Raw genomic sequence first — 26,515 nt, 5'->3', positions numbered from 1 at the left:
TTCGCCGACCTCCCTTAGGTTTTGGACTGCCGCTTGGCAGCCTTCGATGCGTTTTCGACATCTGATACGCGAACCGTGGCCTTGAGAACGCCTTGACGGCCATTCTGATAGGTCACGGCGATTTCAAGATCGGTCTTGTCACCGCCGCCATAGATCGCTTCGACAAGGTTTGCATATCGTTCCTCCAAAAAGGCCCGCCGGAGTTTCCGGCTGCGGGTCAACTCGCCTTCATCCGGGTCGAGCTCTTTAGGGAAATTCGCAAACCGCGCGATGCGCGAGCCTTCGGGTAGAAGGCCATTGATGCGCGCCACTTCGCCTTTGATAAGCTCCAGAATTTCGGGTTTTTGCGACAGATCGGTGTATGTCGAGAAGCTGATCTTGTTCTCTTCCGCCCAACGACCCAGAACTTCCATATCGATATTGATAAGCGCGCTGACGAAGTCACGGCTTTCGTCGCCCAGGGTCATGAGATCCTTGATGAAGGGGCTGTAGCGCAACCGCGTTTCGATGAACTGCGGCGGATAGCTGTGCCCGTTTGCCAGGCGGCGCATGTCCTTGACACGATCAAAGAACAAAAGCTCGCCGTCGTCGGTCATGGACACCGCGTCACCGGTCTTGTACCAACCGTCTTCGGTCAGCTCCTCTGCGGTCTTTTCGGGCTTGCCGTGATAGCCGCCGAAGCCCGATCCGCCCCGCACCTGAAGCTCGCTTTCGTCCGAGACTCTGTAGTCCAGCGGTTCGCCGTAGTTCGTGTTGCTTTGCATCCAGCTGCCGCTGGTTTCCAGCTGATAGCTTTCGCCGACATGCGCAGTCAGAAGGCCGATTTCGGTCGCGCCATAGACGTTGCGCAGTTTGACGCCCATTGCGTGGAACATGCGAAAGACGTCAGGTGCCATCAGGGCGCCGCCGCTCATTGCGTTTTTGGCCTTACCAAGGCCAAGATTGTCGCGCAGGTGATGCAGCACCAGCGCCTCGGCAAAGGGAAGCTGCAGGCGTGCGGCAAGGCTGGGGCTGCGCCCTTCCAGCCGCTCGACATAAACGTTGCGGCCGACTTTCATACCCCAATTGTACATCGCATTGCGGAACTTGCCCGCACCCAACATCCGGGCCTGGACGATAGAGGCGAGGTTCTCCCACTGGCGCGGGCTGAACACCAGCGCGTCAACCGCCAGTTCGCGAATGTTGGTCAGCACGTCTTCGGGGCCTTCGGGGAAATTGACGACCATGGGCGCGATCAAACCGATCGACAGGCCGAAAATCTGTTCCGTGACCCAGGCGGGGGAAATGTAGGTCAGGTATTCCGTGCCTGGCGCGATTTCGATTGCCCCCATCACCCGCGAGCAGTTGTCGAACAGGTAACGATGGCTGATGACAACGCCCTTGGGTTTTCCCGTGGTCCCGGAGGTATAGGACAGCAAGGCGGTATCGTCCGCCCGCCCGCGTTTGACGTGTTCTTCAAATCTGGCAGGCTCTTTGGCGTGGATCTGACGTCCAGCCGCGCTCACACTTTCAAAGGAATGCAACAGGGGATGATCATAGCCCCAGAGGCCGGAATCATCCCAGTAAACGATCGCCAGGGCACCCGGGTATTTGCCCGCGATCTCGATGCATTTATCGACTTGCTCCTGATCCTGCGCCAGAAAAATCCGCGTTTGCGAGTCTTCGGCCAGATACAGAATCTCTTCGGCGTTCTGATCCGGATAGACGGACAGGACTTTGCCGCCCAATGACTGGACGGCGTATTCAGCCCAGAAATGTTCGGGTTCGTTTTCGCCGATCATCATGACGGAATCGCCCGCCGACAGGCCCAGGTTCTCCAGCCCGAGAGCCAGGGCACGAACCCTGTCAAGCACATCGGCCCAGGTGAATTCACGCCAGATACCAAGGCGCTTGTGGCGTTCGGCGAGGTCGTTCGGCGAGGAGATTGCACGCGCGAGCAACACCTGTGGCAGGGTTTCGCTATGTGTCACTGCCGGGTCTGAATAGACCATTGCTGTTCTTTGTTTGACCATCCCGCTACCCCAGATATGCCTTGATCACAGCCGGGTCCTTCTGGATTTCTTCCGGGGTGCCTTCGGCGATCACCCGCCCGAAATCCAACACCACAATCCGGTCGGCAAGGTCCATAACCACGCCCATGTCGTGCTCGACCAGAACCACCGGAATCTTGCGCGCTTCCCGCACATCGAGAATGAAGCGCGCGAGGTCTTCTTTCTCTTCCGAGTTCATACCGGCCATCGGTTCATCCATCAGCAGGATCGACGGTTCCTGCGCCAATGCACGGCCCAGATCGACACGTTTGCGCAGCCCGTACCCCAACGTGCCCACGGGCCGGTTGCGGATTGCCTCGATCTCCAGAAAGTCGATGATCTCTTCAGCGGCTTCGCGATGTTCCGATTCCTCGCGCATCACGGGACCGAATTGGAAAAAGGCCTGGATCACATTCGATTTCATCAGCATGTGACGGCCGATCATGATGTTTTCCACCACGGTCTGCCCGGCAAAAAGATGGGTGCCCTGAAACGTCCGCGCCAAACCGCGCCGGGCGATCTGGTCAACACGCAGGCCGGTCACGTCCTGACCAGACAATTCGACACGGCCTTTCTGCGGACGGTAGAAGCCCGCAGTAACGTTCAGAAGTGATGTTTTTCCGGCACCGTTCGGGCCGATGATCGCAAGCAATTCATCGTCGTTTACAGAGATGCTCACATCGTCGAGCGCCGTCACACCGCCAAATTTCAAAGTTGCACCACGCACCGCAAGCGGCGCTGAGACGATCCCGCCATTCGTAGTCATGATGCAGCCCGTGTCTTTTCCCGACACGTCATGGAGTCGCGCACAGCCCTACCGTAGGGTTGTCCGTTGAGAACGAGTTTTCCTCGCATCGTTTCTCCTCCCACCTCTTTGTTCAGAGGTTTGCCTGGGCTGTTTACCAAGTTTCCCCGCACAATCTAACAGATGTTAGAAAATTTAGTCAACAACTGAATTCGCTACCGAAGAAAACCGATCAGACAGCCGCGTACTCTGCGGAAAAGCTTCGAAGACCTTTTTGATCCTGACACCAGACTGTCCCGGAGGCACCGGTCCCTTCATTGTGCAATTGCAATTCGCAGGGCAGGGTCAGCGGTGCGAGTCCGCGGAAAGAAAACCGGTGGGGCGACGTCTTCAACGCATTCGCCGCCAGGTTCAGAAGCAGCGTCGCCTGCAATGGGCCATGCACAACAAGCCCGGAATAGGCTTCGGCTTCGGTGGCGTAGACATGGTCATAGTGGATGCGATGGGCATTGAACGTCAGCGCCGAATAGCGAAACAGCAGCACAGGATCCGGAGTCAGGCTCGATCTGAGCGTGGCGGGGTCGCCCGCGCCGGGTGCGCTCTTCACCGGGCGGGGCGCGGTGATCTTACGAAAGACAATCGACTGCTGTTCCCGGATACAAAGCCGGTTGCCGCTAAAATACTCGTGTTCGATGGTCACAAAGACCAACGCTCCGCTGCGGCCCTGCTTGGCCGTTATATCCCCGATCGACGAGCGGCGGGTGAAGGTTTCACCGATCGTCAGCGGCGCGATATGTGTAACATCGCCGCCGGCCCACATGCGGGCGGGCAGCGGTACCGGGGGCAGAAATCCACCCCTTGCGGCATGGCCATCTTCTGACAGGGCGGCAGCTGGCACGGTATCAAGGGCAATACACCAATGAATTCCCAGCGGAACATCACCCGCTCCGCCCCAAAGGTGCGGGCCGAATGTGGCACGGAATTTGTCGATCAGCCCCTGCGTCAGAACATCTTCACTGGTTTCGGTGCGTCCCAGCCAGGGCGCAAGCGCGTCTAGGTCGATCTCACTCATGGTCGCGAACTCAGAAGGATCGCGGCATGCCGAGGATATGCTCGCCGACATAGGACAGGATCAGGTTGGTCGAGATCGGGGCCACCTGATACAGTCGGGCCTCGCGGAACTTGCGCTCGACATCGTATTCCCGCGCGAAACCGAAGCCGCCATGGGTCTGGATGCAGGCATTGGCCGCTTCCCAGCTGGCTTCCGAAGCCAGCAGCTTGGCCATATTCGCCTGCGCCCCACAATCCAGCCCGGCATCGAAACGTCTGCAGGCCTCAAAGCGCATCAGATTGGCGGCCTCGATGTTCACATAGGACCTGGCGATGGGGAATTGCACGCCCTGGTTCTGGCCTATAGGACGGTCAAAGACCACGCGGTCGCCGGCATAGGCGCGGGCCTTGTCAACGAACCAGTATCCATCACCGATACATTCCGCTGCAATCAGGGTCCGTTCGGCGTTCAGCCCGTCAAGAATATGGTAAAACCCGCGCCCTTCGGTCCCGATCAGGTTTTCAGCGGGGATTTCCAGGTTGTCGAAAAACACTTCATTGGTTTCGTGGCCGGGCATATTGGCGATGGGGCGGACCTCCATGCCGTTGCCGATTGCCTCTTTCAGATCGACCATAAAGATCGACAGGCCCTGCGACTTTTTCTTGACCTCGTTCAGAGGCGTGGTGCGTGCCAGAAGGATCATCAGGTCAGAATGCTGGATGCGGCTGATCCAGACCTTCTGGCCATTGATCTCATACCGGTCACCCTTCTTGACCGCGGTGGTCTTCAGTTTGGTGGTGTCAGTTCCGGTTGTCGGTTCGGTCACGGCCATGGATTGTAGGCGCAACTCGCCGCTGGCAATACTGGGCAGGTATTTCTGCTTTTGCGCGTCCGACCCGTGCCGCAGCAGCGTGCCCATATTATACATCTGCCCGTGGCAATGACCCGCGTTGCCACCGCAGCGGTTCACCTCTTCCATGATGATCGAGGCTTCCGTCAAGCCCAGTCCCGAGCCACCGTATTCCTCGGGGATCATCGCCGCGAGCCAGCCCTCGCGGGTCAGCGCATCGACGAATTCCTCGGGGTAGGTTTCGTTTTCGCCGAACTTGCGATGATATTCTGGCGGAAACTGCGCGCAAAGTGCGCGCAAGGCGTCGCGCAGATCGGTGTGAGTGTCTGGGGCTGACGTCTGCATTGGTTACTTCGCTCCCGGTCCCGACGTTTCAAGAATTTCCTGTTCGGCGCGCTGCCACAGCTCATAGGAAATCGGGTTTTCGCTCTCTTCGAGGATATGACCGACCAGACCGATGGCACGCGCCATGACGCCAAAGCCGCGCACGATCTTCCAGGGGAAGCCGAATTCACAGCAGATTGCACCGATCGCACCAGTGGCGTTGATCGGCAGCATCTTGCCCGATTTTTCTTCGGCGACGGCCTGAATTTTCTGGATCAACGCGATGTATTCACCGGATTTTCCGTTTTCGGCGGCGATCTGGAACAGGCGCGGCGTGCGCGGATCGACGGGCTTGTGCACCGGATGGCCAAGCCCCGGCACGATGGCCTTGCGGGCGCGGAATTTTTCAACTGTTTCGACGGCAAGCGCATCCAGATCGACACCGGTGCCCAACTTGTCCTGCGGCAGCGCCTCGTAAAGCATTTTCGAGGAACCCTCCATCGAACCGACAAAGACGGTGCCAAGCCCACACAGCCCGGCCGCAACGGCCGCCTGAAGCGATTCCGGCGCACCCATGTAAGTCATCCGCGCCGCCAGAGCCGAAGGCGTGATGCCATGTTCGACAAGGGTAATGACGACGGCGTTGAACACCCGGCTTTCCTCGGGCGTGGCTTTCCGTCCCGTCAACTGCAGGAACGCCAGATCGCCGAGGTTCATGTGCCCGAGGATCTCGTTCGGCAGGTCGAGGCCACGCACGCTGATCTTGTCAGAGGTGCTCCAGGCAATATCGGAGCTGATTTTTTCTTTGCGTTTTTTCATTAGACCGGATCCCATGAAAAGACATCCGCCGAAACTTCGAGCGGCGTGAACTGTGATTTGAGCGCGGGAATGGCGCGCTCGGCGATTTCATCGGCGGTCCAGCCATCACCGGAATGGACCGACCGCACGGGGCGGGGCTGATTGAAAAGGAAGATCTCGTTTTTGCGAACCGCAAAGATTTGACCGGAAACGTCAGACGCGCGGTCGCTCATCAGAAAACAGGCCATTGGCGCGACCTTGGCCGGTGTCATTTCCTTGATCTTCTCGACACGCGCCACCTGTTCCGGGGTGTCTGTCTTGATAGACGAGATCATCCGGCTCCAGGCGAAGGGCGCGATGCAGTTCGAACGCACGTTCCAACGTTTCAGGTCGAGCGCGACCGATTTCGAGAAGGCCGCGATGCCCAGCTTTGCGGCCGAATAGTTCGCCTGCGCCAGATTGCCGATCAGCCCCGAGGTCGAGGTCATGTGCACCAAAGCACCGCCCTCCTGTTCGCGGAAATAATCGGCCGCCGCGCGGCTGGTATTGAAGGCGCCGTACAGGTGGACCTTCACCACCGCGTCGAAATCCTCGTATGTCATCTTGTGGAAGAACCCGTCACGCAGGATGCCGGCGTTGTTCACCACCGCGTCGATGCGGCCGAATTCCTTGACACCGGCCTCGATCATCGCGCGGGCGGCGTCGGGGTCGGTGACGTTGCCGCCATCGGCAATGGCGTCGCCCCCGGCGGCCTTGATTTCTTCAACGACTTTCTGCGCCGCAGTTTCCGTCTGTCCGGTGCCCTTCAGTGACGCGCCCAGATCATTGACCACAACGGCAGCGCCTTCGGAGGCTGCCATCAAGGCGATGTCACACCCGATCCCGCCCCCGGCCCCGGTGACCAGAACAACCTTTCCATCAAGTGCCTTTGACATTCTCATCTCCCTCAGCTTGCCTTGCGATATTTGTCCAGGCCGCCGGTATGCATGACCCGGCCCATGAGCGGTACGCCGATGATCTCTTCCGCCTTGGCCGCCGCTGCGATCAGCTTGTCCAGATCAATGCCGGTTTCGATGCCGAGCTCGTGACACAGGAACACCGCATCCTCAGTGCAGACATTTCCTGCGGCGCGGGCGTGGCCGTGGCCCGCGAAAGGACAACCGCCAAGACCGGCGACCGAGCTTTCGAACATGTCCACACCCATCGACAGGGCGGCATGGAGATTGGCGATCCCAAGCCCCCGCGTGTCGTGGATATGCATACCGATGCGCGCCTCGGGCGCCATTTCGCGCAGGGCGTCGATCATGCGTTTGACCGCCTCGGGGTTTCCCCAGCCCATGGTGTCGGCGATCACAAGGATTGGCACGGGGATGTCCTCTTCTTCGCAAAGCTGAAGAATGAAGCGGAAATCGTCCAGAATGCGTTCTTGCGGGATGGGGCCTTCGAGGTTGCAGCCGAAGGCGGTCATCACATAGGCCGCGTCGACCGTATATCCCTCTTCCTTGTAAAGACGAACCCAGTCGCGTTGTTTTTCCCGCATGTCTGCGGACGAACAATTGTTGTTCGATTGGGCAAATGCCTCGGAAGGATAGAACAGCAGGCGCGGGTCGATATCGACCTCATGCGCCGTCAGGGCCTTGCGAAACCCTTTGTCGTTCAGCCACAGCGACGTGTAATTCACGCCCGGCTTGCGCTTGATACGCTGGAACAACTCCCCGGTGTCTGCCATCTGCGGCACATATTTCGGGCTGACAAAGCTACCGACCTGAATGCGCTTCAGACCGGTTTCGCTGAGCATGTCGATCAGTTCGATCCGTTCTTCGATCGGATAGATCTTTTTTTCGATCTGAAATCCCTCACGCGGGCCTTCTTCTCGAAATTCGACGAATTTGGGAAAGTCGCTCATGTCATCACTCCTCGGACGGTAGAATCTCGGCGATGACCTGGCCGCGATCGACCATGTCCCCATTCGAGACGGAAATGTTGCTGGCGATCCCGGCTGCAGCCGCCCGGATCGAGATTTCAAGTTTCATCGATTCCATCACCGCAACCACGTCACCCTCTGCGACAGCCTGGCCTTCGGCGACCTTGATTTCGACAATCATCCCTGTCAGCGGAGAGGTCACGGCGCGATCTGCCACCGCATCACCGCCAGCAAAGGCGAGGGGCGCGGCCGGACGGAAGACCAGGCGGCCTTCGGGCGTGTCCAGTTCGATCACGCCGGCGCTCAGACGTGCTTCGATCAGGTGGACGGTGTCGCCTTCACTCAGGCGCCAGCGGCCCGGCGTGATTTCACGGGCGGACAGTGTCAGCGCTTCGCCGTTTTCCGAATGGACGGTGTATTTGGCACCCGGTTTGACAGGTCCGATGCGCAATTCCTCGGATTCATCGTCTGAATCGGTGAGCGTCACACTCGGCCCCGCTTCGATCGCATCACCGCCCAGGCCAAGCCGCCAGCCGGTAAAGGAGTCACGGTTGGTCCAGGGATTGGCATCAGTACCGCCACGCGACTTGGCCACGAAGAGAATGGCGGCTGCCGCCTTCCACAGATCGGGACGGACAAGGGGGGCTGCCTGTGTCAGTTCGTCCAGCCTGCCGTCGATCCAGCGCGTGTGAACCTGCATCCGTTCGAATTCCGGGTTCCGCACCAACGCCGTCAGGAAGGCGCGATTGGTTTGCACACCCTCAACCGCGACGTGGTCCAAGGCTGTCGCCAGCCGCGCCAAGGCGGTTTCCCGGTCGGGTGCATGCACAATCAGTTTGGCGATCATCGGATCATAGAAGGGCGTCACTGCGTCGCCTTCTTCGACACCGCTGTCGATGCGCAAACCTTCCGGCAGGCTGAGCGTGGTCAAGGTGCCGGTTGAGGGGGCGAACTGCATCGCCGGATCTTCGGCGTAAAGCCGCGCCTCGACCGCGTGGCCATTGATCGCCAGATCATCCTGCACCAGACCAAGGCCTGCGCCTTCGGCAATGCGCAGGTGCAGAGCAACCAGATCCAGGCCGGTGATCGCCTCGGTGACGGGGTGTTCCACCTGGATGCGGGGGTTCACCTCAAGAAAGAAGTAATCCTCGCCCGCGACCAGAAACTCCACCGTGCCGAGGCCGCGATAGTCAAGCGTTTCACCCAGGCGCACCGCGTCATGCGCGATCTCGTCCAGCAGCGCACGGGGCAAGCCCCAAGCCGGAGCCTCTTCGATAACCTTCTGGTGACGGCGCTGAAGCGTGCAGTCACGTTCGAACAGGTGCACCACGTGCCCCTTGCCATCACCCGCGATCTGCACTTCGACATGGCGCGCTTCTGGCAGGAAACGTTCCAGCAACAGCCCTTCGGAGCCAAAGGTGGATTTCGCCTCGCGAAGGGCGCCTTCGATGTCTTCCACAAGGGTGGCCTCATCGGTGACAAGCCGCTGGCCGCGCCCGCCACCGCCGCCGACGGCCTTGAGCAGAACGGGCAGGCCCATTGCGCGGACTTCATCGGCAATCTCTTGCGGATCGGACCACGCGCCTTCGGCACCCGAAATAACCGGGACGCCGGCGGCCACGGCAGCCTCTTTGGCGCTGGCCTTGTCGCCGAAACGGTCAAGCGTGTCCGGGGTCGGCCCCATGAAGACCATGCTGGCGGCCTCGACCGCACGGGCAAAATCAGAGTTCTCGGCCAGAAAGCCATAACCGGGATGGATCGCATCCGCGCCGACCGATTTCGCGGCGGCAATCACCGCGTCGATCTTCAGATAGCTCTCGGACGCCGGTCCGGCACCGATGCAGACTGATTGCCCGATCTCGCGGACATGTAGGGCATTGGCGTCGGCTTCGGAATGCACGCCAACAGGGGTGATACCGCTGGCCCGCGCGGTGCGCGCGATCCGGCAGGCAATTTCGCCGCGATTGGCGATTAGAAGCGTTTTGATTTTCATGATTCGCTCCTCACATCCTGAACACGCCGAAATTGGTTTCGGCCTTGGGTCTGCGCGAGGTCACATCCAGCATGAGCGCCATGACATCGCGGGTTTCACAAGGCTCGATCACGCTGTCGATCCAGAGGTTAGAGGCAAAATTGTAAGCACCTTGAAAATCCTCGTATTCCTTGCGGATGGGCGCCTTGAAGGCTTCCTCCTCTTCGGGGGTCCAGCTTTTGCCTTCGCGTTCGTTGATCTGTGCGCGGACCTGCGCCAGCACGCTGGCGGCCTGTTCCGGCCCCATGATCGCGGACCGTCCTGTTGGCCAGGCGAACATTGCGTCCGGCTGGAACGGGCGGCCCAGCATTGCCAGGTATCCCGCCCCGTAAGAGCCGCCGGTGATGATGGTAAACTTTGGCACCCGGGCCGAAGACATGGCCGTGATCATCTTGGCACCCGCCTTGGCGATGCCCATCTGTTCGACCTCGCGGCCAACCATGAAGCCGTTCACATCCGCCAGAAACAGCAGTGGAATGTCGCGCTGTACGCAGAGGTTGATGAAATGCGTCGCCTTCAACGCGGCCTCGACGAACAGCACGCCGGTATTGGCGAGAATGCCCACTTCGTGGCCGTGGATCCGGCCCCAGCCGGTCATGATCGTGTCACCATAAAGCGGCTTGAACTCGTGGAAATCGCTGTCATCCACCAGCCGTGCGACAATCTCGCGGTTGTCGGTTGGCACCTTGGGGTCGCGGCTGACGATGCCGTAGATTTCCTCGACCGGATAGGCGGGCGCGCGCGGCGTCTTGGGCGTCTTGCGGGGCAGGGGTTTTTCGCCCAGATGGCTGACGATCTCGCGGGTGATGGCCAGCGCGTGGGCGTCATCCTCGGCAAGATGGTCGGTCACACCCGACACGGACGAGTGCATCTTGCCGCCGCCAAGTTCTTCGGCATCCACCTTTTCGCCGGTGGCAGCAAAGGTCAGTTCCGGTCCGCCCAGATACATAAAGCCCTGACCGCGCACGATCACCACCTCGTCGCAGAGCGCCGGGATATAGGCACCACCCGCAGTGCAGGGGCCCATGACCACCGCGATCTGCGGCACACCGTCACCGGACATGCCGATCTGCTGGTGAAAGATCGATCCGAACTGCCCCTCATCGGGGAAAATGTTCTCCTGATCCGGCAGAAACGCGCCGCCGGAATCGACCAGCGTGATCACCGGGAGGCGGTTCTTCCACGCGATCTTCTGGGCGCGCACGTGCTTGCGGCAGGTCATGCCGAAATAGGTGCCGCCCTTCACGGTGGCATCATTGGCGATGATCATGCACTGGCGGCCCTCGATCACGCCGATGCCAGTGATGATGCCCGCCCCCGGCGGTACACCATCATATTTGTTCAGCCCGGCAAGCTCCCCGACTTCCAGAAAGGGGGTGCCCGGATCGATCAGCCGTTCGACGCGTTCGCGCGGCAGGATCTTGCCTTTCGACACGTGCCGTTCGCGGGCCTTTTCAGGGCCACCGACACGTTGTTGCAAGCGAAGGGCATGCAGCTCGCCGACTTTGTCGCGATACTGTGTATCGTTTTGCCGGAAGTCATCTGACCCGGTATCGAGCAGGGATATCATTTTTGTCATGGCAGGTCGGGATATTCTCTCAGAACAAAGGCAACCTTGGCGGCGCCGGGTTTTTCAAAAGTGTCGGGCGCGACCAGGTGAACGTCGGCCTTGAAGACCAGGGCATCGCGCAGGCGCTGTTCGATTTTCTTCTTGAGGGCAGCATCGTCCGCGGTATCGCGGTCGGGTCCGCGTTCGACGATCACTTTCAGCGCGCCCTGCGTGGTATGACCTTCGAAATCGGCCACGATGCGCATGACGCCGTTAGTGTCCGGCACCATCTCGGTGATCACGCTGTTGATGGCCGACGGGAACACATTGGCCCCGCGCACGATCAGCATGTCGTCGGTCCGGCCGGTGCAGCGGATCTTGGGTCCGGTACGCCCGCAGGAACATTCGGTGTCGATCACCTCGATATAGTCGCCGGACCGGAAACGCACCACCGGGCTCGCCTGACGGCCAATCGCGGTATAGATCATCTCGCCCTCGGCGCCTTTTTTCCAAGGGATGATGTCGCCGCTCTCGGGGTCGAGCAATTCAGTGATGATATAGTCCATGTTGACCATGTGCATCCCCGACTGGGCGTCGCATTCGGCCCAGTAGGTCACACCCAGATCGGTGCCACCCAGCATTTCGGTGCATTTCGCACCCCAGGCCGCTTCGATCTTGGCGCGAATTGCCGGGATGCCACCACCGGGCTCTCCTCCGACGATCACCTGTTCCACTCCCAGCTCACTGGCCTTGCATCCCAGCACCTCTGGCGCGTTTTCCGCCAGGTGCAGCACGAAGTTCGGCGCGCCGACGATGCAGCGCGGACGCGTGTCGGCGCAAGCGCGCAGCAGCCGCTCCGCACCGCCATCCGCCCCCACCGGCACATCGATTGTGCCCATGTACTGCAATCCCTGCATCACGGGGATGCCGCCGACAAAGCCCTTGGCCAGCGAAAACGCGTGCAACACCATGTCGCCGGGGCGCACGCCATTGGCAAAGAAGCAGCGCGCTGTCATCTCGTGCCACATTTCGGCGTCGGATTCGGTAAGGGCAACATATGAGGGGCTGCCGGTGGTGCCCGACGAGGCCTGCATCTGAATGATGTCGGCCATCGGCGCGGCGCGGTGTTTGCCAAACGGCGGCTCGGCGGCCAGGCTTTCGCGGATCTCGGTCTTGTAAGTATAGGGCAGCTTTTGCAGGTCTTCGATGGTGCGAATATCGTCGAACTCCACGCCCGCTTCGGCTAACTTTTCCTGATAGAAGGTCGAGTTCGTCTTGAGATAGGCCATCTGCGCACGCAGTCGCTCTTCCTGAATGCGGCGCACTTCGTCAAGCGGCGTGCCCTCGATTTCGTGCCAGAAACGATCGTTTACCTTATCGGCGGCATCCTCCCGCCGGAAGCGCATTCCAAATTGCATATTGTCCTCCGTTCCGGACCGGGCGATCAATAGGACCGCGGCAGACCCATGACCTTTTCGCCGATGAAGCTGAGGCACAGCTCGCGGTTCACGGGTGCCGTACGCAACAGGCGCACCAGCGGATACATCTCGTAAAGTCCCGTATCCTCGGTGAAACCCGATCCGCCATGCGCCTGCAGCGCGGCGTCCACCGCTTCGATCCCAGCTTCGGCGGCGGCATACTTGGCCATATTCGACGAGGCCCCCGCGGGCAGCTTGTTGTCGAATTCCCAGGCCGCGCGACGGGTCATCAGGCTGGCCATCTCGACCGCTGTGTGCGCCTTGGCCATCGGGTGCTGCACGCCCTGGTGTGCACCGATGGGTTGGCCGAAAACATTGCGCTCGGAGGCATAGGCCACGCCCTTGTTCAGCGCGAAGCGGCCGATGCCGCAGCACAAAGCGGCCAGGATGATGCGTTCGGGGTTGAGACTGTCGAACAGGATCGAGAACCCTTCGTCCACCTCGCCGACCACATCCTCGGGGCCCAGATCCACCTCGTCGAAAAACAAGGTCCACTGTTCTTCGGGCAGGGGGATCGAGATCTTCACCCGCTGCTTGTCGACGCCTTTTTTCTTCAGATCTACGGCGAACAGGGTAAAGCCGTCGGTCTTGCGGCTGACTTCTGTGTGCGGCTTGGTGCGCGCCACCACCAGACAATAGTCCGACACCTCGGCGCCGGTGATAAAGGTCTTTTCGCCCGACAGGCTGAACCGGTTGCCCCGACGCTTAGCCAGCGTGGTGGCCTTCATCGTGTTCGACCCGGCACCCGGTTCGGTGATCGCGAAACAGAACTGGATATCACCGCGGCAGGCAGCCGGCAGCAGCTCCTTCTTGTGGAATTCGCTCCCGTGGCTGGCGATATGGGCCAGCGACATGGTCGGCCCGACCACCATCATCAGAAGCGGTATGCCGTGATTGGCGGTGCCCTCCATGAACAACGCCATTTCGGTCATGCCAAGGCCGGCGCCGCCGTATTCCTCGGGCACCATGATGCCCAGAAAACCATCGTCAGCAATCTGTTTGAACATCTCGTGCGGGAACTCATGCCTGCGGGCGTGGTCGAGCCAATACGCATTGTCGTATTTCTGCGCCAACTGACCGCCGTATTCGTAAATCTGGCGCTGTTCGTCGTTCAAAGTGAATTCCATGTTTCGTCCTCAGGCCTTGAATTCAGGGGTGCGCCGGTTCTCGAACGCGTCGAGCCCTTCGGCGACGTCATCACTGGGCAGCGCGCGCACGGCGGCGTCACGTTCCAGCCGCATTTGCTGGTCGATGCCCAGGTCCGTGCCTTCCCGCGCCAGCCGCTTCATCTCGGCGATACCGGGACGCGAGCGGGTGGTGATTTTCTGACAGTATTCCAACGCGGCCTGATGCAGATCCGCATCCGGCACGATATAGTTGACCAGACCGGCCTCTTTGGCCGCGCCCGCCGCAAGCCAGCGGGCTGAGAACATCAGGTCGAGCGCCCGGCGCTGCCCCATCAACCGCGTTAGCCGCTGCGAGCCGCCCCAACCGGGAATCAGTCCGAATTGTGCATGCTGATCGCCAAACTGAGCGGTTTCGGCGGCGAAACACACATCGCAAGCCAACATCAGTTCGATCCCGCCGGCCAGACACAACCCCTGCACTGCCACCACGACAGGGAGGGAGGAGGTTTCGAGCGCACGCAGGTTTTCCATGCCAAAGGCGATGAAGTGATCCAGCGCGGCGGGATCGTTCAATTTACCTTTCACTTCCACCAGATCGGCACCGGTGCAAAAGTTCTTGCCCTGTGCCCGGATGAGGATCGCCCGGATATCCGGGTTCGCCTCGAATTCCGAACGCGCGGCAGATATGCGCTCATGCACGTCAAGTGACAGGCAATTGAATTTCTCGGGGCGGGCCAGCTCGATGATGCCGGTGTTGCCCTCGGTCGTGACGATAATGGGATTGCTCATTTCTGAGCTCCCGTCGCCTTCTTGTCATATTGCAGCGCCATCCGTCCGACCTTCTCGCGGGCAATCACCAGCTTCTGGATCTGCGCGGTGCCGTCACCGATCTGCAGACCAAGCACATCGTTATAGCGCTGGTGGTGAGGCAGGTCGGTGGTATAGCCGTAATGTCCGTGCAGGATCAGGCACTGGTGCAGGATCTCGCAGGCGGTTTTGGGCAGGTACCATTTGCACATGGCCGCCTCGGACGTATGCGGCAGACCACGGTCGCGCAGGTCCAGCGTGTAATAGCAAAGCTGGCGCATCATGGTCAGTTGAGTTTCGGCTTCGGCCAGCGGGAAACTGACGCCCTGATACTGCACAATCGGCGCACCAAAGGCTTCGCGTTCCTGGACATAGGCCCAGGTTTCATCCACCGACGCTTGCGCGGCACCCAGGCACTCCAGCCCGATCAGTGCGCGCGAATAATCAAACCCGGCCATGATCGTTCCGAAGGCGCGATCCTGTTCGGCCATCATGTTTTCGGCCGGCACGAAGACGTCGTCAAAGAACACCGACCCACGCCCGACGGGCTTGGTGCCGATGTCGTCAAAATGCGTGCGCTTGATGCCGTCCTGGTTCAGATCGACAAAAAAGGCGCTGACCCCGCGTGAGCCACCGTTAGGATCGCCGGTGCGGGCAAAGACGACCGCCGCATCGGCCTGACTGGCAAAACTCATGGATGTCTTTTCACCGTTCAGCCGCCAACCGTTTCCGGATTTCTCGGCCTTCAGAATCAGGTTCGCCGCGTCCGATCCGCCGCGCGGCTCTGTCAGACCCAGACCAATGACGGCATCACCCGAAACAACCTTGGGCACCCATTTCGCCGCGATGTCGCGGGAGGCATGCTTGGCAACCATTCCGCCCATGAGAGAGCCGAGAAGCTGCACGTAACTTGCGTTGAAATCAGCATAGGCGATCTCTTCGACGATCAGCCCTGACGCGACAGAGCTTTCACCCAGTCCGCCGAATTCTTCCGGCAGATCGGCCCCGATCAGACCGAGTGCGCCCATCTCCTTGATCAGCGCACGATCAAAGGTATGGCCGCTTGCGCGCTCCTGATATGTGGGCGCAAGCTTTTCAGTTGCGAAGCGCTTCGCGGTTTCGCGAAAAGCCTTCTGATCGTCTGTTGGCTGGAAATGCATCGGTGCTCCTCCCAATGACCGAAATTTATCTTTCCAAAAATCTAACATTTGTTAGAATACAGATCAAGCATAGTTTTGAGGAGGATGCCCACAATGGAAAATAAGCCAACGGAGAGCTTCGGGACCATGCTCTCGCCGATCCGCGCAGGCCAGCATACATTGCGAAACCGTGTCATCATGGGGTCGATGCACACGCGGTTGGAAACCGAGCCTGACGGCATAGCCAAACAGATCGCCTTTTATTCTGAGCGGGCGCGGGGGGAGGCGGCGATTCTGGTCACCGGCGGGTTTTCCCCCAATGCCGAGGGCATATTCGATCCCGAAGGTCCGCGAATCGACGACCCGGAAGAGGCGCGCAGCCTGCGCCCGATCTGCGAGGCGGTGCAGGCCGAAGGCAGCCTGATCTGCGCGCAACTCCTCCACGCCGGGCGCTATGCAAAAATCGAAGGTTGTGTGGCCCCGTCGCCGATCCGTGCACCGATCAACCGTTTCGTCCCGCGTGAAATGTCCGATGCTGACATCCGCCGCACCATCGAGGATTTCGCCGCGGCAGCCGCCAACGCGCAGGCGGCCGGGTTCGATGGCGTCGAAATCATGGGGTCCGAGGGATACCTGATTAACGAATTCACCGTTACCCACACCAACAAGCGCGAAGACGACTGGGGCGGAAGCGCCGAGAAGCGCCATCGATTCCCGGTCGAGATCGTGCGCACGGTGCGTGAACGCTGCGGGCCCGACTTTCTGGTCATCTACCGGATTTCCGCCGCCGATCTGGTCGAGGGCGGCGCGCCCGCCGATGAAATCGCCGCACTGGCGCGCAAGATCGAGGCGGCAGGCGCGGATATTCTGAACACCGGCATCGGCTGGCACGAGGCGCGCGTGCCGACCATCGCCTATCCGGTGCCGCGCGGCGCCTGGCGCAAGGCAGCGGCCAACGTGAAAGCGGCGGTATCGATTCCGGTGGTCGCCTCGAACCGAATCAATACGCCCGAGCTTGCCGAAGACATCCTTGCCTCTGGCGATGCAGACATGATCTCGATGGCGCGCCCGTTTCTGGCCGACCCGCATTTCGTGAAAAAGGCGCGCGACGGCCGCGCGGACGAAATCAACACCTGCATCGCCTGCAACCAGGCCTGTCTGGATTTCATCTTTTCGGACCGGCCTGTCGGGTGTCTGGTCAACCCACGCGCCGGGCGTGAAACCGAATTTCGGGACACGCCAACTGACGCGCCGCAGAAAGTGGCTGTGGTTGGCGGCGGCGCGGCGGGCCTGGCCACGGCGGCCGAGGCGGCGCGGCTGGGCCACGATGTCACGCTGTTCGAAGCGCAGAACAAACTGGGCGGCCAGCTGAATCTGGCCCGCGCGGCGCCGGGCAAGGACGAATTCGACGAAACCCTGCGGTATTATGCCGGTCAGCTGAGAAAGCACGGGGCCAAACAGCGGCTGGGGCAGCGGGCCGACGTGAACGATCTTGACGGTTTCGACCATGTGGTTATCGCCACAGGGGTCACGCCGCGTATTCCCGACCTGCCGGGTATCGACCATCCCAGCGTCGCGACTTATGCGGAAATCCTGTCCGGCGACCGCGAGGCGGGCGACCGTGTCGTGGTGATGGGGGCCGGTGGCATTGGCCATGATGTGGCCGAATTCCTGGTGACCGAACCCGCCGAGGCCGCCAACACAGACGCCTTTTGCGAAACATGGGGCGTGGACCCCGAGTTTGCCACCCCGGGCGCCCTGGCTGGCGATCCATTGGCACCGAAACCGTCGCGACGCAAAGTCGTTATGCTTCAGCGCAAGACAGCAAAACCGGGCGCGGGGCTTGGAGTTTCAACAGGGTGGATTCTGCGCAACGCGCTGCGCAAACACGGGGTCGAGGCGATGGGCGGGGTGACCTATGACCGCATCGACGACGCGGGGCTGCATATCCTCACGGACGAAAGCCCAATGATCATCTCGGCCGATACGATTGTGCTATGCACCGGCCAGGAGCCGGAACGCGCCCTGGCAGAGGAGCTTGCCGCCCGCGGTGTCACGGTTACGATGATCGGCGGGGCAAAGGAGGCCGCCGAACTTGATGCTCTGCGCGCCATTGATGAAGGGGTGCGTCTGGCGCAAAGTCTCTGAACCGAAGCCCTGGCAAGGGAGGAAACCATGCTGACCGACGTCATCCGTGCAGGGCGCGCTGATCTGTATTCGATCTTTCGAACCCGCGCACAGGACTGCGCCGGGGCTTTGGCCATTGAGGACGGCAGCAAGAAACTGACCTACGGCGAATTGCTGGGGCGCGTCGATCGTCTGGCTGCCGTCTTTCTGGCAAGAGGCGTGGCACCCGGCGACAGGATCGCGATCCTGTCGCACAACCGGTCTGAATACCTGGAGGTCGAACTGGCTGCGGCGGGAATCGGCGCGATCGTCGCTTGCCTGAACTGGCGGCTTGCTCCCGATGAACTGCGGCATTGCATCGATCTGGTCGCGCCGGTTCTCGCCGTCGCCGAACCGGATCTTTCAGAAGCCTATCGGGCCGTCGCGGCGACACCCTGTCTGACCGTCGGGCCAGACCTGGACACGGCCATTGCCGGGGTCGAACCGGACCCGCGCACCGGAACCATGGTAGACGATCCAGAGGCCGGTCTGACGATCCTTTACACCTCGGGGACCACGGGCCTGCCCAAGGGGGCGCTCATCAGCCACCGCGCGCATATCGCCCGATCCATGGCTTTTGCGGCACAACTGGCGCTGGATCCCAGCGACGGGTTCATCGCCTGGGCACCGATGTTCCACATGGCGTCCACCGATCATGCGCTGGCGACAATCCTGCGGGGCGGGACCGTGGTGATGGTGGATGGTTTGCAGCCTGCGGTCATCAACGAGGCGCTGTCGCGCCACAGGATCGGCTGGTTCGTGATGATGCCGGGTGCGCTGGACGCCTTTATCGCAGACCGGCGCGCCAACCCTCTGCCGGTGAAGGGCATCAAGGTTTGCGGCGCAATGGCCGATCTGGTGCCGCCGCATCAAATCGCGGAACTGACGGGCCTTCTGGACACGCCCTATCTGAATTCCTTCGGGGCAACCGAAACCGGCCTGCCGCCGGGGACCGCCGATCTGATTGCGCCGGGTGTTACCCCGCACCGGCTTTCCAAGCGCATCAGCGCATTTTGCGAGGTTCGGCTGGTCGATCCTGACGACCGCGAAGTCCCCGATGGAACGCCGGGCGAAATGGCAGTGCGGGGCCCAACGTTGTTTTCAGGGTACTGGAACGCCGACGACACCAACGCCCGCGACTTTCGCAACGGCTTCTTCCACATGGGTGACCTTTTCCGGCGCAATGTGGACGGCACGGTCGACTTTGTGGACCGGGCCAAATACTTGATAAAGACCGGCGGCGAGAATGTCTATCCTGCGGAAATCGAGCGTGTGCTTCTATCCCACCCCGGTGTAGTCGATGCTGCGGTGGTGCGGGCATTTGACACGAAATGGGGGGAAAGCCCGGTGGCCTTTGTCGCCTGCGGCAATGACGGGCCGGATGCCGAGGCGCTGATGAATTTGTGCCGCGAAAGCCTCGCAGGCTACAAACGGCCGCGCGAGTTTCGCTTTATCGCGTTCGAGGACTTTCCCAGATCGACCAGCGGCAAGGTTCAGCGGCATGTGCTCGAAACATGGATCGGGGACGAGAAAGCCGAAACCAGTTGATACACCGGCGCACAATGGATGTGAGGTCATGAACATAACATCCCGTGAGCCCGTCCGGTGCTGATATAATATTAATGTATTCCGGTGACTTACACCGAAGATGGGAATTCCCCTGCCGATGATTGTCCGGATCATCGCGTTGGTGTAAAATAATTATCCGCTTTCTTTTTGTAACCGTCAATCCCAAGCCGTCAGCATTGCGTTTCAAACCGAGAAGGAGACCGAAAACATGACGAGTGTCGCAATTGTCTATTTCAGCGGGTATGGGCACACGGAGGTTCAAGCGAACGCCGTGGCCGAAGGGGTCAGAAGTGTTGAAGGCACCGAAGCCAAGATTCTGAAACTGCCCGAAAATGGGTAACTTGACGAAGCCGGCTGGGCGGCGCTGGATGCTGCCGACGCCATCGTCTATGGCAGTCCGACCTACATGGGCGGCCCCGCGTGGCAGTTCAAGAAGTTCGCCGATGCCAGCTCGAAGCCCTGGTTCACGCAGAACTGGAAGGACAAGATCGCCGGTGGGTTCACCACCTCGGCTACAGTCAACGGTGACAAATTCTCGACCATCCAGTATTTCATCACGCTGTCGCAACAGCATGGCCAGATCTGGTGCGGCGTCGGGCTGATGGCGCCGAATACCAAGGCCGACGGCCCGGAAAAGATGAACTGGACAGGTGGTTATTCCGGCCTTCTGGCAATCGCGCCCTCCGACAGCGCGCCCGAAGAGTTCCCGGCCGGTGGCGATCTGGACACCGCGCGCGCCTATGGCAAGCGGTTGGCCGAAGTCACACTGCGCTGGCAGGGCTGAACCAGGGCCACGGACCGGTGACCGGCCCCTGCGGCTTGGGGCGGTCGAGGCGGGAACGCAGAGTCCCGCCCGGCCGCCCGTTATCCGGCCACGCCTGTCAGCCCGACAATCGCCGTCAGGTCACTGGACGAAAGCATCCCGGTTCTGGGCAACGAAATCAGCAAATCGGCGGGCAGGGCGCCCCAGCACGTCGCTGACCGTGGTCTCGATACCGGCAAGGTAGCCCTTGGGCGCGATGGACGCCAGTTCGACCATGGCCCCGGCGACCTCGTCCTGCATTCCGCCGGCGATCATGGACGCCTTGGTATCCTCGGCCGACAGGGGCGCGCAGGTGACATTTCGCCCTGTCACCTCGGACAGAAGGGCCGCGATATCATCTCCGGTCAGCGCTTCGGGCCCGGTCAGACCAAGACCCTTGCCTGCGTAACCCGGAGCGGTCAGCGCCTCGGCGGCGACATCCGCGATGTCGCGGGCGTCGATCCAGGCAACGGGGCCGCCCAGATCATCGTAGTACACCGCATTCTTCGCAATGCTGCCGGCCTGCCAGAGCAGGTTCTGCATGAAATAGGTCGGCTGAACGAAGGTCCAGTCAAGGCCGCTTTGCTTCAAGAGTTCCTGGGTGTCGGAATGCCATTTGCCAAAGGTCAGCCCCGCCTTGGGTGACGCACCCAGCCCGGTGGCCACAACGACATGGCGCACCCCCGCGACCTTGGCCGCCTCGATCACGTTCGCCTTCCATTGGCGCATGTCCAGATGGGCAGGCGTGACCAGGTATATCTTTTCTGCCCTGTCACAGGCCCGCGCCAGCGCGGCGGGATCGGTGAAATCCGCGGCGACCGCCTCGCATCCCTTGGCCTTGAGCGTGCCAACCTTTGCCGGGTCACTGGTGACAGCGCGCACGGTAGCGCCCTTTGCCAGAAGCGTGTCGACAAGAGGCGCGCCGGTGGTGCCCGTGGCTCCGAATACAGTGATCATGGCTTTTCCTTTTGCAGGTCTGCGATGGGTTGAATGGTTTCAGGGTTGCTGATCGACGACAGATCGCCTGGATCTTCGCCGAGGAAGGCGGCGCGCACGACCCGGCGCATGGTTTTCATACTACGCGTCTTTGGCAGCGCCTCGACAAAGTGGATCTCGCGCGGGCGGAAGGGTTTCGAGACGATCTCTCCGACCCGATCCTTGAGCCGGTCCACGAGGTCCGCGTCCAGCGACACATCCGGTGCCGCCACGCAGACGCAGACGACGGCCACACCCTTGATGTCGTCAGGTGCCGCGATGGCGGCGGCATCCACCACCTCTCCGCTCTCGGTCAGGGCCGCCTCGATCTCGGGCGGGCCGATCCGTTTACCGGCGATGTTCAGCGTGTCGTCAGACCGGCCCAGGATAAACCATGTCCCGTCCGGATCGTAGCGCACCCAGTCGCCGTGCCGCCAGAGGCCGGGGAAGGTGGACCAGTAGGTTTCAAGGTAGCGATCGCGGTCGCCCCAAATGGCCGGGGTCAGCCCCAGAGGCGGCTGGGTAACGACCAGTTCGCCCACCTCGCCCGGCGCGGCTTCGCTGCCGTCCTCGCGCAGCACTTTCGCGCCGACCCCCAGGGCCTGGGCGGAAAATCCGCCGGGCTTGATTTCGTGCAGCACGGTCGATGTCAGAATAGCACCGAACAACTCGGTCCCGCCCGAGATGTTCAGCGGCACCGCGCGGCGGCGGCAGATATGATCCAGTTGCCAGCGCCAGGCGTCCTCGGTCCAGGGTTCCCCGGTCGAGGCGACAATGCGCAGGGGCGACAGGTCGTAGTCTGTCAGCGGCTCGAGCTCCTGCGTCATGAACTGCCGTACCAGGGTTGGCGCCACGCCGAGATGCGTGACCTTCATCTCGGACGCAAGGCGCAAAAGTCTGAACGAATCGCCGGGCATCGATGGTGCGCCTTCAGCAAGCACCAGCGTTGAACCCGACAGCAGCACCGACAAAAGGGTGAGCGGTCCCATGACCCATCCCATGTCGGTCATCCACAGGTGCCGGTCATCCTGTTTCATGTCGAGACAAAGCAGGAAATCAGCCGTGGCCTTGGCCTGCACCCCCAAATGGGTATGCACGACGCCTTTGGGCCGCCCGGTGGTGCCCGATGTATAGGCGATAAGGAAGGGATCTTCGGCCTTGACGGGAACAGCGGCGAAATCCGGACTGGCGGGGCCCACGGTTTCGGTCCAGTCGAGATCGCGGGTCGGATCGGCCACCGCGCCGCCGAACCGTCGCAGGCTGACCACGGTGTGCACCGAAGGCACCTCGGTCAGGGCTTCGGCAAGCGCCGCCTCCATCCAGACCGGCTTGCCTCGCCGGGGTGTGGCATCCGCTGTCAGCACCGCTACGGCACCGGCATCGTTCAGGCGCGATACGATGGCATGGGGCGCAAAGCCGGAAAACAGCGGCACCGCGACCGCGCCCAGTCGGGCAATACCCAGCAGCGCGGCCTCGATTTCGGGGATCATCGGCATATAAATGCCCACCGCCTGACCGGGCTTTACGCCGCGCGCGTCAAGGGCCGAGGCGGCGCGGGCGGCTTCGGCGGCAAGTTGGGAATAGGTCCAGCGGCGGCGGCTTCCGTCTTCGCCGATCCAGTCGATCGCGACTTTTTCGCCCAGGCCATCGGCAATTCGGGCGTCAAGACAGGTTTCCGTCAGATTCAAAGTGCCTCCGACGGCCCATCTGACCGATTCTGAACCTTCGGAGATGTCCCGCAATCGTGTGTAGGGTCGCGCGATCCGAATGCCGACGTGGTCGATGATCCGGCCCCAGAACCAGTCCGGGTCCTCATTGGTGCGGCGGGCGAGATCTTCGTAACTGTCAATGCCCCAGTCCTTCAGAAAAGCGGTCAGCGTGCTTGAACGCTGAATGTCAGAGTCTGGCTGAAACATTCATCACCTTTCTTCAAAAAAAGACCGCACAGTGAGCGCGGCCAGTCGGGGAGGTAAAATATCTTGTCACGGCTTGGTCGCAGCGCCATGTAACAGGCGCTGCGACCAGCGGTTAACCGTGCATGGACAAGCCGCCCGAAACCGATATCACCTGGCCGGTGATGAATCCGGCGTCATCCGACGACAGGAAGCAGATGATGCCAGGGTAATCTGTCGGCTGCGCCAGGCGCTTCATCGGAATTGCCCGCTTGAGACCTTCGGCAATTTTTTCACCAGCTTCGCCCTGGGCAACCTGTGCGAACAGCGGCGTATCGGTCGGGCCGGGGGCGACGGCGTTCAATTGAATACCTTTGCGTGCAAGTTCGCGCGCTACAGTCTTGGTGAACGATATGATGCCGCCCTTGCAGGCCGAATAGACAGCCTCGCCCGATGACCCGACGCGACCAGCGTCGGACGCGATATTGACAACGCGGCCACCACCGTTCTTCACCATGCCCGGAAGCACCGCGTGGTGCATGTTCAGCGGACCGTATAGATTGATGTCGATGACCTTTTTCCAGAGATCGACATCTGTATCGAGGAACGGTTTAATCACGTCCCAGCCGGCGTTGTTCACCAGCGCATCGATCGGGCCTCCGGCCTCGAATTCGGCCACCGCCTTGTCGACCTGGGCGTGGTCGGTGATATCTACCTTGAAGGCCTGCGCCTTTCCGCCAGCCTCGGTGATCAGTCGGACAGTTTCTTCCGCCCCATCCTTGTTCAGATCGAAAACGGCGACTTCGGCACCTTCTTCGCCGAACCGTCCGCAAACCGCGCGACCAATGCCGCTGCCGCCGCCGGTCACGATGACCCGTTTCCCACTCAACCCTCGCATAAGGAGGTCCTCCTTCTCCAATAGACCTTCGTAGAGAACTTGATTCGGTACGTTCTCCTTCATATTCTAACATTTGTTAGAATTATTGCAATGGACAACCTCACCACCGGCAAGTATCGACATGGAATGGTACAGATGACAGACGCAGCCAAGAGAGCAGACGATGATCTGAGCAAGTCGGAGAGAACCCGCGAAGCGATCCTTTCGGCGGCCGCTCGACTTTTTCGGTATGAAGGTTATCACGCGACGACGATGCGCGATATCGCGCAGGAAGCGGGCGTTGAGGCCGGCAGCATATACTACCATTTTCAATCCAAGGATCAGATTCTCACCGAGGTTCTGGAACTTGGTGTGCGTCAGCTCTACGAAACGGTCAGTCAAATCGTTCGGGTTGCAAAGAAGAATCCGGAGGATTTCCGCAGGACTTTCGCATTGCTGATCGAAACCCACCTGACCTACCTGTTGACTGAGAGCGATTTCACCTCGGCCAATATCCGGAACTATCCGATGTTGTCGGATGAAACACGCGCTCCCCACCGTGATCTGCGTGCCTCTTATGCAGCAGCCTGGGGCAATTTCCTGAAAGAAGCAAAACGTAACGGTCACCTTCGACGAGACATATCCATTACTGTGATCCGCCAGTTCATCCTGAGTGCCATGAACTGGACCGTGGAATGGTACGATGTCGAAAAGTATCCGGTGCACATCCTCGCTGAACGTATGAGCAAGCTGATACTTGACGGTATGTGTTTGGATCGCAGAGCTGAAACAGAAGGTCTGAAGCTGACCCCCGCCGCTCCCGTCAATATCCCTGATACCAACGGCAAGGCCGCGAAGACCCGCGCAGAGATCCTGCGAGTGGCGGCGCGCGTTCTGAGGGACAATGGCTACAAGGCGACAACGCTGCGGAAGATCGCTGACGAATCGGACATGAAGGCGGGTAGCGTCTACTACCATTTCAAATCCAAGGAAGCGATCGTGGACGAGGTACTCAACGAAGGGTTAAGCGATCTGCTATCCGGTGTCAGTGCAGCCGTTCAGAAGTTCGATTCCCCATGCGATCATCACACCAGAATAGCAACCGCAATCTGGACGCATCTCGATTTTCTCTTTAAGGCAAGCGAGTTCACCTCAGCGAACATCAGAAGTTATGGGATGCTGCCCAACCACTTTCGGGAAAGGCACCGAGGCATTCGCCACGACTACGGACGACTTTGGGACATGATCCTTCGCGAAGCGCAGCAAGACGGTGCCATAAGGTCGGATATCAAGATCGTTCCTTTGCGCCAGGTGATGTTGGGTGCCTTGAACTGGACGGTAGAGTGGTTCGACCCGAACAAGGCAGGAGTGGAAGGGTATCTCTCACTGCCTGAGTTCTCCGGTATGCTCATCAAGCTTCTGCTGGAAGGAATTTGCAACCGGGAAACCGCCCCGTCCACAGGACAAGGCACGACCTGAAAGCAGTCGCAGTGGTCAGACCAGAAGGAAGTGATACAGCCCTTCGGCAACCGCCTTTTCCCGATCCGTCTGCCAGCTGAGCACGCTGACGCTTGCCATCCGCTTGCCCTTGCGCGTGACGTTTGCGCGCGCAAAAAGCGGTCCCTTCACACCGGGTCTGAGGTAATCGACGGTCAGGTTGATCGGCTTGGCCGGAACGTCGGCGAAATCGGGCTGTACCGCGACGGCGGCAGTGGCCTCCATAAAACTCGCGATTATGCCGCCATGGTAGTACTCCATGATCGGGTTCCCGATATGGCGGTCATCAAAGGTCATTTCCGCTTCGGCATGGAGGCTATCCAAGCTTTGGACCTCAAAGTTGAGAAATCGGAAAAACGGCACCCGGGATACGTGGGCATTGACAGTTTGCAAATCCATCACGAGGCTTTTCCTTTGGTCATCGCTTCAAACAGGCTGGTTTCCCCACGCGTCAATGCAAACGAGGCGGTTCCACGGGCGATTTCAGCATTATCATGGCCCTCGAACCAGACGCTGCCGGAATTGAAGGCGATGTGGCGGGTCTGGCGAAAACAATGCGCTTGAACGATGACATCCGCGCGCGAACGAGCAGGGCGCAGGTAATCAACTCTCAGATCAAGAGTGGCCATGGTACTGACGCCTTCGATGGCGACAAAGTTAGCCAATCCAAAGACACTGTCCAGAAGCGCCGTCAGGATACCACCATGGAGCAGCGTTTGTTCCGCATCGGCGCAAAAGTCCGGATTGAACGGCATCCGAACGCGAACGCCTTCGGTCGAGACCTCTTCGATCTCAAGCGCCATATGCGTAATCAGACCCTTGCCGCGCGCATTCCACATCTGCGCGATTTGCTCCATTTTCTTTTTGGAGATATCAGACATGC

At 60.5% G+C, this 26,515-nt stretch carries 21 protein-coding genes and 1 pseudogene; 4 read left to right on the top strand and 18 right to left on the bottom strand.

Annotated features, from left to right (window positions below; genetic code table 11):
• Positions 1-14 precede the first annotated feature (14 nt).
• From N1037_20275 to N1037_20215, 13 genes are all read right to left on the bottom strand, one after another.
• Positions 15-2,012 (bottom strand): AMP-binding protein, encoded by a 1,998-nt coding sequence (locus N1037_20275; protein UWS81441.1) that lies wholly within the window; start codon positions 2,010-2,012, stop codon positions 15-17.
• A 4-nt stretch (positions 2,013-2,016) separates the two neighbouring features.
• Positions 2,017-2,796 carry an ABC transporter ATP-binding protein gene (locus N1037_20270; GenBank protein UWS81440.1) on the bottom strand — a complete coding sequence of 260 codons (780 nt, stop codon included), beginning with the start codon at positions 2,794-2,796 and terminating at the stop codon, positions 2,017-2,019.
• Positions 2,797-3,007: 211 nt separating this feature from the next.
• Positions 3,008-3,847 carry a MaoC family dehydratase N-terminal domain-containing protein gene (locus tag N1037_20265; GenBank protein UWS81439.1) on the bottom strand — a complete coding sequence of 280 codons (840 nt, stop codon included), beginning with the start codon at positions 3,845-3,847 and terminating at the stop codon, positions 3,008-3,010.
• A gap of 10 nt (positions 3,848-3,857) precedes the next feature.
• On the bottom strand, positions 3,858-5,021 hold the full coding sequence (locus N1037_20260; protein UWS81438.1) for an acyl-CoA/acyl-ACP dehydrogenase: 1,164 nt from the start codon (positions 5,019-5,021) through the stop codon (positions 3,858-3,860).
• Between the two features lie 3 nt (positions 5,022-5,024).
• Positions 5,025-5,819, bottom strand: a complete 795-nt coding sequence (locus N1037_20255) for a citryl-CoA lyase (GenBank protein UWS81437.1) — start codon at positions 5,817-5,819, stop codon at positions 5,025-5,027.
• Complete coding sequence (locus tag N1037_20250) at positions 5,819-6,733, bottom strand: SDR family oxidoreductase (protein ID UWS81436.1); 915 nt, start codon at positions 6,731-6,733, stop codon at positions 5,819-5,821. Before N1037_20250 ends, N1037_20255 begins: the two co-directional genes overlap by 1 nt.
• A gap of 11 nt (positions 6,734-6,744) precedes the next feature.
• Complete coding sequence (locus tag N1037_20245; GenBank protein UWS81435.1) at positions 6,745-7,704, bottom strand: hydroxymethylglutaryl-CoA lyase; 960 nt, start codon at positions 7,702-7,704, stop codon at positions 6,745-6,747.
• A 4-nt stretch (positions 7,705-7,708) separates the two neighbouring features.
• Positions 7,709-9,715, bottom strand: coding sequence for a biotin/lipoyl-binding protein (locus N1037_20240; GenBank protein UWS81434.1), 2,007 nt, complete (start codon positions 9,713-9,715; stop codon positions 7,709-7,711).
• 10 nt (positions 9,716-9,725) lie between these two features.
• Positions 9,726-11,333, bottom strand: a complete 1,608-nt coding sequence (locus tag N1037_20235; GenBank protein ID UWS81433.1) for a methylcrotonoyl-CoA carboxylase — start codon at positions 11,331-11,333, stop codon at positions 9,726-9,728.
• Positions 11,330-12,721 (bottom strand): AMP-binding protein, encoded by a 1,392-nt coding sequence (locus N1037_20230; GenBank protein UWS81432.1) that lies wholly within the window; start codon positions 12,719-12,721, stop codon positions 11,330-11,332. The genes N1037_20235 and N1037_20230 overlap by 4 nt, the downstream gene beginning before the upstream one ends.
• Before the next feature lie 26 nt (positions 12,722-12,747).
• Positions 12,748-13,908 carry an acyl-CoA/acyl-ACP dehydrogenase gene (locus N1037_20225; GenBank protein ID UWS81431.1) on the bottom strand — a complete coding sequence of 387 codons (1,161 nt, stop codon included), beginning with the start codon at positions 13,906-13,908 and terminating at the stop codon, positions 12,748-12,750.
• Positions 13,909-13,917: 9 nt separating this feature from the next.
• Positions 13,918-14,697: an enoyl-CoA hydratase/isomerase family protein gene (locus tag N1037_20220; protein UWS81430.1), complete on the bottom strand. Its 780-nt coding sequence runs from the start codon at positions 14,695-14,697 to the stop codon at positions 13,918-13,920.
• A complete protein-coding gene (locus N1037_20215; protein UWS81429.1) occupies positions 14,694-15,875 on the bottom strand; it encodes an acyl-CoA dehydrogenase family protein in 1,182 nt (393 codons plus the stop codon). The genes N1037_20220 and N1037_20215 overlap by 4 nt, the downstream gene beginning before the upstream one ends.
• A gap of 93 nt (positions 15,876-15,968) precedes the next feature.
• Here N1037_20215 and N1037_20210 point away from each other — a divergent pair, with 93 nt between their 5' ends.
• From N1037_20210 to N1037_20200, 3 genes and pseudogenes are all read left to right on the top strand, one after another.
• Entirely contained in the window at positions 15,969-18,002 is a 2,034-nt protein-coding gene (locus tag N1037_20210; GenBank protein UWS81428.1) for an FAD-dependent oxidoreductase, read from the top strand.
• A 27-nt stretch (positions 18,003-18,029) separates the two neighbouring features.
• Positions 18,030-19,568, top strand: coding sequence for an AMP-binding protein (locus N1037_20205; GenBank protein UWS81427.1), 1,539 nt, complete (start codon positions 18,030-18,032; stop codon positions 19,566-19,568).
• A gap of 229 nt (positions 19,569-19,797) precedes the next feature.
• Positions 19,798-20,373, top strand: a pseudogene (locus tag N1037_20200) (flavodoxin family protein).
• Positions 20,374-20,493: 120 nt separating this feature from the next.
• On the opposite strand, the gene N1037_20195 reads toward N1037_20200, so the two are convergent.
• The 3 genes from N1037_20195 to N1037_20185 all read right to left on the bottom strand — a co-directional run bounded on the left by N1037_20195 (position 20,494) and on the right by N1037_20185 (position 24,156).
• Positions 20,494-21,348 (bottom strand): SDR family oxidoreductase, encoded by an 855-nt coding sequence (locus tag N1037_20195; protein UWS81426.1) that lies wholly within the window; start codon positions 21,346-21,348, stop codon positions 20,494-20,496.
• Positions 21,345-23,282, bottom strand: a complete 1,938-nt coding sequence (locus N1037_20190; GenBank protein UWS81425.1) for an AMP-binding protein — start codon at positions 23,280-23,282, stop codon at positions 21,345-21,347. The genes N1037_20195 and N1037_20190 overlap by 4 nt, the downstream gene beginning before the upstream one ends.
• Positions 23,283-23,394: 112 nt before the next feature.
• Complete coding sequence (locus N1037_20185) at positions 23,395-24,156, bottom strand: glucose 1-dehydrogenase (protein UWS81587.1); 762 nt, start codon at positions 24,154-24,156, stop codon at positions 23,395-23,397.
• A 90-nt stretch (positions 24,157-24,246) separates the two neighbouring features.
• Between N1037_20185 and N1037_20180 the strand changes: the two genes are divergently transcribed.
• Positions 24,247-25,614, top strand: coding sequence for a TetR family transcriptional regulator (locus N1037_20180; GenBank protein ID UWS81424.1), 1,368 nt, complete (start codon positions 24,247-24,249; stop codon positions 25,612-25,614).
• Positions 25,615-25,629: 15 nt separating this feature from the next.
• On the opposite strand, the gene N1037_20175 is transcribed toward N1037_20180, so the two are convergent.
• Entirely contained in the window at positions 25,630-26,031 is a 402-nt protein-coding gene (locus N1037_20175; GenBank protein ID UWS81586.1) for a PaaI family thioesterase, read from the bottom strand.
• Positions 26,031-26,513 (bottom strand): PaaI family thioesterase, encoded by a 483-nt coding sequence (locus N1037_20170; GenBank protein UWS81423.1) that lies wholly within the window; start codon positions 26,511-26,513, stop codon positions 26,031-26,033. Before N1037_20170 ends, N1037_20175 begins: the two co-directional genes overlap by 1 nt.
• Positions 26,514-26,515: the final 2 nt, after the last annotated feature.

It is taken from the genome of Phaeobacter sp. G2 (assembly GCA_025163595.1).
Taxonomy (GTDB): domain Bacteria; phylum Pseudomonadota; class Alphaproteobacteria; order Rhodobacterales; family Rhodobacteraceae; genus Pseudophaeobacter.
The sequence above is the reverse complement of the archived record's forward strand: the minus strand, read 5'-3'. Positions and strand labels throughout refer to the sequence as shown.

Bases quoted from the DNA above. Each gene is read 5' to 3' on its own strand.
- N1037_20275 (UWS81441.1), bottom strand. From the start codon at position 2,012: ATGGTCAAACAAAGAACAGCAATGGTCTATTCAGACCCGGCAGTGACA.
- N1037_20270 (UWS81440.1), bottom strand. From the start codon at position 2,796: ATGACTACGAATGGCGGGATCGTCTCAGCGCCGCTTGCGGTGCGTGGT.
- N1037_20265 (UWS81439.1), bottom strand. From the start codon at position 3,847: ATGAGTGAGATCGACCTAGACGCGCTTGCGCCCTGGCTGGGACGCACC.
- N1037_20260 (UWS81438.1), bottom strand. From the start codon at position 5,021: ATGCAGACGTCAGCCCCAGACACTCACACCGATCTGCGCGACGCCTTG.
- N1037_20255 (UWS81437.1), bottom strand. From the start codon at position 5,819: ATGAAAAAACGCAAAGAAAAAATCAGCTCCGATATTGCCTGGAGCACC.
- N1037_20250 (UWS81436.1), bottom strand. From the start codon at position 6,733: ATGTCAAAGGCACTTGATGGAAAGGTTGTTCTGGTCACCGGGGCCGGG.
- N1037_20245 (UWS81435.1), bottom strand. From the start codon at position 7,704: ATGAGCGACTTTCCCAAATTCGTCGAATTTCGAGAAGAAGGCCCGCGT.
- N1037_20240 (UWS81434.1), bottom strand. From the start codon at position 9,715: ATGAAAATCAAAACGCTTCTAATCGCCAATCGCGGCGAAATTGCCTGC.
- N1037_20235 (UWS81433.1), bottom strand. From the start codon at position 11,333: ATGACAAAAATGATATCCCTGCTCGATACCGGGTCAGATGACTTCCGG.
- N1037_20230 (UWS81432.1), bottom strand. From the start codon at position 12,721: ATGCAATTTGGAATGCGCTTCCGGCGGGAGGATGCCGCCGATAAGGTA.
- N1037_20225 (UWS81431.1), bottom strand. From the start codon at position 13,908: ATGGAATTCACTTTGAACGACGAACAGCGCCAGATTTACGAATACGGC.
- N1037_20220 (UWS81430.1), bottom strand. From the start codon at position 14,697: ATGAGCAATCCCATTATCGTCACGACCGAGGGCAACACCGGCATCATC.
- N1037_20215 (UWS81429.1), bottom strand. From the start codon at position 15,875: ATGCATTTCCAGCCAACAGACGATCAGAAGGCTTTTCGCGAAACCGCG.
- N1037_20210 (UWS81428.1), top strand. From the start codon at position 15,969: ATGGAAAATAAGCCAACGGAGAGCTTCGGGACCATGCTCTCGCCGATC.
- N1037_20205 (UWS81427.1), top strand. From the start codon at position 18,030: ATGCTGACCGACGTCATCCGTGCAGGGCGCGCTGATCTGTATTCGATC.
- N1037_20195 (UWS81426.1), bottom strand. From the start codon at position 21,348: ATGATCACTGTATTCGGAGCCACGGGCACCACCGGCGCGCCTCTTGTC.
- N1037_20190 (UWS81425.1), bottom strand. From the start codon at position 23,282: ATGTTTCAGCCAGACTCTGACATTCAGCGTTCAAGCACGCTGACCGCT.
- N1037_20185 (UWS81587.1), bottom strand. From the start codon at position 24,156: ATGCGAGGGTTGAGTGGGAAACGGGTCATCGTGACCGGCGGCGGCAGC.
- N1037_20180 (UWS81424.1), top strand. From the start codon at position 24,247: ATGGACAACCTCACCACCGGCAAGTATCGACATGGAATGGTACAGATG.
- N1037_20175 (UWS81586.1), bottom strand. From the start codon at position 26,031: ATGGATTTGCAAACTGTCAATGCCCACGTATCCCGGGTGCCGTTTTTC.
- N1037_20170 (UWS81423.1), bottom strand. From the start codon at position 26,513: ATGTCTGATATCTCCAAAAAGAAAATGGAGCAAATCGCGCAGATGTGG.